Origin of the sequence: Streptomyces sp. (genome assembly GCF_050698815.1) — a bacterium.
Classification (GTDB): Bacteria; Actinomycetota; Actinomycetes; order Streptomycetales; family Streptomycetaceae; genus Streptomyces.
In genome coordinates this window covers 1-3,762 of the sequence record NZ_JBOHCV010000595.1, presented here as the reverse complement: position 1 = coordinate 3,762, position 3,762 = coordinate 1, and the positions used below count along the sequence as shown (strand labels likewise).

General features: G+C 70.8%; 3 protein-coding genes and 1 pseudogene. 1 reads left to right on the top strand and 3 read right to left on the bottom strand.

Annotated elements, in window-relative coordinates; genetic code table 11:
• A pseudogene (locus tag ACRDP3_RS21500) lies at positions 1-331 on the bottom strand (hypothetical protein); the annotation flags it as partial.
• Positions 332-488: 157 nt separating this feature from the next.
• Between ACRDP3_RS21500 and ACRDP3_RS21495 the strand changes: the two are divergent.
• Positions 489-1,256 carry a 3-oxoacyl-ACP reductase family protein gene (locus ACRDP3_RS21495; RefSeq protein WP_431518619.1) on the top strand — a complete coding sequence of 256 codons (768 nt, stop codon included), beginning with the start codon at positions 489-491 and terminating at the stop codon, positions 1,254-1,256.
• Positions 1,257-1,280: 24 nt separating this feature from the next.
• Here the strand turns inward: ACRDP3_RS21495 and ACRDP3_RS21490 are convergent, their stop codons facing one another.
• Positions 1,281-2,870: an NCS1 family nucleobase:cation symporter-1 gene (locus tag ACRDP3_RS21490; RefSeq protein WP_431518618.1), complete on the bottom strand. Its 1,590-nt coding sequence runs from the start codon at positions 2,868-2,870 to the stop codon at positions 1,281-1,283.
• A 23-nt stretch (positions 2,871-2,893) separates the two neighbouring features.
• Positions 2,894-3,762: TIGR03842 family LLM class F420-dependent oxidoreductase (locus ACRDP3_RS21485; RefSeq protein WP_431518617.1), on the bottom strand; the 869-nt coding region annotated here is incomplete at its 5' end.

Below are 3,762 nucleotides of genomic sequence, written 5' to 3'. Positions count from 1 at the left end.
GCACATGGGCTACGGAGACGGCGTTGTACACGTCCGTGAGGCGGTCGACACGGGGCAGTCCACCGGGCGCGCGGCGCAACAGCGCGTCCACGCTGGGCCGTACGCGCTTGGGCTTGGCGCCGAAGGCGCGGAACGCCTCGTGCCAGGCGGTGACATGGGGGTGGGCGTCGGGATCGCCGCCGGCGCCTGACTCGGCGGCAGCGAGCAGGCCCTCGGTCACGACGAGCAGCGCGCGATAGTCGGGACGAAGGTCGGCGACCGCGGGGGCGATGGTGGCGGCGTCGAGCCATTCCCGCAGCTCGACCGTGTCCCCGGTGATGTCGACGGGCACGGGTCTCTCCTCTGCACGCAGGACACTTCAATGCACCAGACAGTACAACATCTACAACTACGGAGTCACAGCGCTGCGTCCGAATCCCGCCGGACGGAACGGGGACGCTGGACCAGGATCGAGCATGTTCACCCTTCAACAACGAAATGGGACGATCATGCTCCACACCACGACACAGCAGGCCACGCCCACCCTGGACGGCAAGGTCGCGCTCGTGACCGGTGGCAGCCGGGGAATCGGCGCCGCCATCGCGCTGCGGCTCGCCGCCGACGGCGCCGATGTCGCGCTGACCTACGAGAAGAGCGAGGCGTCGGCCAGGGAAGTGGCCTCCCGCATCGAGAAGTTGGGCAGCCGCGCCGTGGCCGTACGCGCGGACAGCGCCGACCCGGACGCGATCCGGGCCGCCGTGGAGGCGGCCGTGTCGGAGCTCGGGCGGCTCGACATCCTGGTCAACAGCGCGGGCGTGGGCGCCGCCGGTCCCCTCGACTCCGTGCTGCTGCCGGAGGTGGACCAGGTGCTGGCCGTGAACGTACGGGCGCCCTACCTGGCCGCGCAGGCGGCCGAACCGTACCTGGGCGAGGGCGGGCGCATCGTCAACATCGGCAGCTGCGTCGCCGAGCGCGTGCCCTTCCCCGGGATGTCGCTGTACGCCACCAGCAAGGCGGCAATGGCCGGGCTGACCAAGGGTCTCGCCCGTGAACTCGGCGCTCGCGGCATCACCGTCAACCTCGTCATCCCGGGGCCCGTCGACACCGACATGAACCCCGCGGACGGCGAGGGAGCCGACGCGCAGGCGTCCCTCACCGCACTCGGCCGGTACGGCGCCCCCGACGAGGTGGCCGCCACCGTCGCCCACCTCGCGGGCGACGACGCCCGGTACGTCTCCGGTGCGTCGATCGCGGTCGACGGCGGCTTCGGGGTCTGAGACGGCCTGAGACCGGGTGACCCGTCAGCGCGGAGCCGGGGCCCGGGCCGGCTTGCCCGGCGGGCTGGTCACCGCCATCAGCAGCGCGTAGAGCAGCAGGGAGCTGCTCATGCCCACCGCCCAGCCGTAGTCGGCCAGCGGCTTCAGGAAGGGGATCAGGCCGTCGGCGGGGAACGGGCCCTTGCCGGCGGCCGACCAGGAGCCGCCCACGGCGAGCAGGCCGCCGACGGCGAAGGCCACCACGGCCCGCCAGTTCCAGCCGGCGGTGTACCAGTAGGCGCCGCCCTCGCGGTAGAGGTCGGCGAGGTCCAGGCGGGTGCGGCGCACCAGCCAGTAGTCGGCGATGAGGATGCCGGCAACGGTGCCCAGCAGGCCGCCGACGGTGCCCAGCCAGGTGAAGATGTACAGCTCGGGCGTCGCCGTCAGCTTCCAAGGCATGATCAGGACGCCGACGACGCCCGTGATCAGCGCGCCGGTACGGAAGTTGATGAACCGCGGCGCGAGGTTCGCCAGGTCGTACGCGGGCGAGACGACGTTCGCCGCGATGTTCACGGAGATCGTCGCGACCAGCACGGTCACCAGGGCGAACAGCAGCCCGAAGACGTTGTCGGTCTTGGCGGCGAGCTCGACCGGGTCCCAGATCGTCGCCCCGTAGACCGCCTGGGAGCCGGAGGTGACGAACACCGACAGCAGGGCGAAGAGGGTCATCGTGGTCGGCAGGCCCAGCGACTGTCCCCAGACCTGGGCCCGCTGGCCGGCACCGAAGCGGGTGAAGTCCGGGATGTTGAGCGACAGGGTGGACCAGAAGGCGATCATTCCCATCAGGGCCGGGAAGAAGACCGGCCAGAAGTCGGCGCCCCAGCCCAGCTCGGAGGGCTGGCCGAGCAGCGGGCCCAGACCCCCCGCCTTGGCGGACATCCAGCCCAGCAGCACCAGCGCCCCGACGATGACGAACGGCGCCGCCCAGTTCTCGAAACGGCGCAGTGCCTCCATCCCCCGGTAGATGATGGCCAGTTCGAGTGCCCAGAAGAGCACGAAACAGACCCAGAGCGTCCACGGCTGGCCGCCGACCTCGGCCGCCTTCGTCCAGCCGCCGAAGATCTTGCCGAGCAGCACGAAGATGCCCTGGCCGCCGATCCAGGTCTGGATGCCGAACCAGGCGCAGGCCACCCCGGCCCTGATCATCGCCGGGAGGTTGGCACCCCGCAGACCGAACGAGGCACGGGCGAAGACCGGGAAGGGGATGCCGTACTTGGGTCCGGCGTGCCCGGTGAGCAGCATCGGGAAGAGCACGATCACATTGGCCAGGGCGATCGTGAAGACGGCCTGCTTCCAGTCCATGCCGAGGGCGACGAGGCCGGAGGCGAGGAGCCAGGACGGGATGTTGTGCGCCATGCCGACCCACACGGCGGCGAAGTTGTAGGTGGTCCAGCGCCGTTCGGCCATCGGGACCGGGTGCAGGTCGGCGTTGGCGAAGCGGCTGCCGGCGGGTATGGCGCCGTCGGCGAGCTCGACCCGGCCGTCGGCGTGGGTCAGCTGGCCGCTGGGCCCGGTGCCTTCGGTGCCGGGCACACTCGGCGGTCCTGGTGCGGCAGGTGTAGCGGTCCCGGTCATGGCATACCTCGGCTCGGTCGGGCTCAGTCGTTCAGGGCGGGGATGACGTGTGTGCCGTAGGCGTCGATGGTGGCTTCGGTGGCGTCGTGCATCGCGTACACCGCGAACTGGTCGACGCCCAGCTCGCGCAGCGCCCGCAGCCGCTCGATGTGTGCCTCGGCCGGTCCCAGCAGGCAGAAGCGGTCCACGACCTCGTCGGGCACGAACTCGGTGTCGGGGTTGCCGGCCCGCCCGTGGTGCGCGTAGTCGTAACCCTGCCGGGCCTTGATGTAGCTGGTGAGTGCGGCGGGGACCAGGTCGGACCCCTCGCCGTAGCGGGCCACCAGGTCGGCGACGTGGTTGCCGACCATGCCGCCGAACCAGCGGCACTGGTCGCGCAGGTAGGGCACGTCGTCGCCGACGTAGGCCGGGGCCGCGACGCAGATCGTGATGGCGTCGGGGTCCCGGCCCACGCGCTCCGCTCCCTCCCTCACCGCAGCGATCGTCCACGCCGTGATCTGTGGGTCGGCGAGTTGCAGGATGAAGCCGTCGGCGACCTCGCCGGTCAAGGCCAGCGCCTTCGGCCCGTAGCCGGCGACCCACATCTCGAGCTCGCTGCGCGCCGCCCACGGGAACGTGATCGTCGAGCCCTTGTACTCGGCGCTGCGGCCGTTGGCGAGCTCACGGATGACGTGGATCGACTCCCGCAGCGTGTCCATGGTGACCGGCTTGCCGTTCGTGACGCGAACGGCCGAGTCGCCGCGACCGATGCCGCACACGGTGCGGTTGCCGTACATCTCGTTGAGGGTGGCGAACAGCGACGCTGTGACCGTCCAGTCGCGGGTGGCCGGGTTGGTGACCATCGGCCCGACCGTGATCGTGTGCGTCTGGGCGAGGATCTGGCTGTAGATGA

What these genes read in the sequence shown, in the direction of transcription:
- ACRDP3_RS21490 (WP_431518618.1), bottom strand. Translation starts at nt 2,870, where the DNA reads ATGACCGGGACCGCTACACCTGCCGCACCAGGACCGCCGAGTGTGCCC.
- ACRDP3_RS21495 (WP_431518619.1), top strand. Translation starts at nt 489, where the DNA reads ATGCTCCACACCACGACACAGCAGGCCACGCCCACCCTGGACGGCAAG.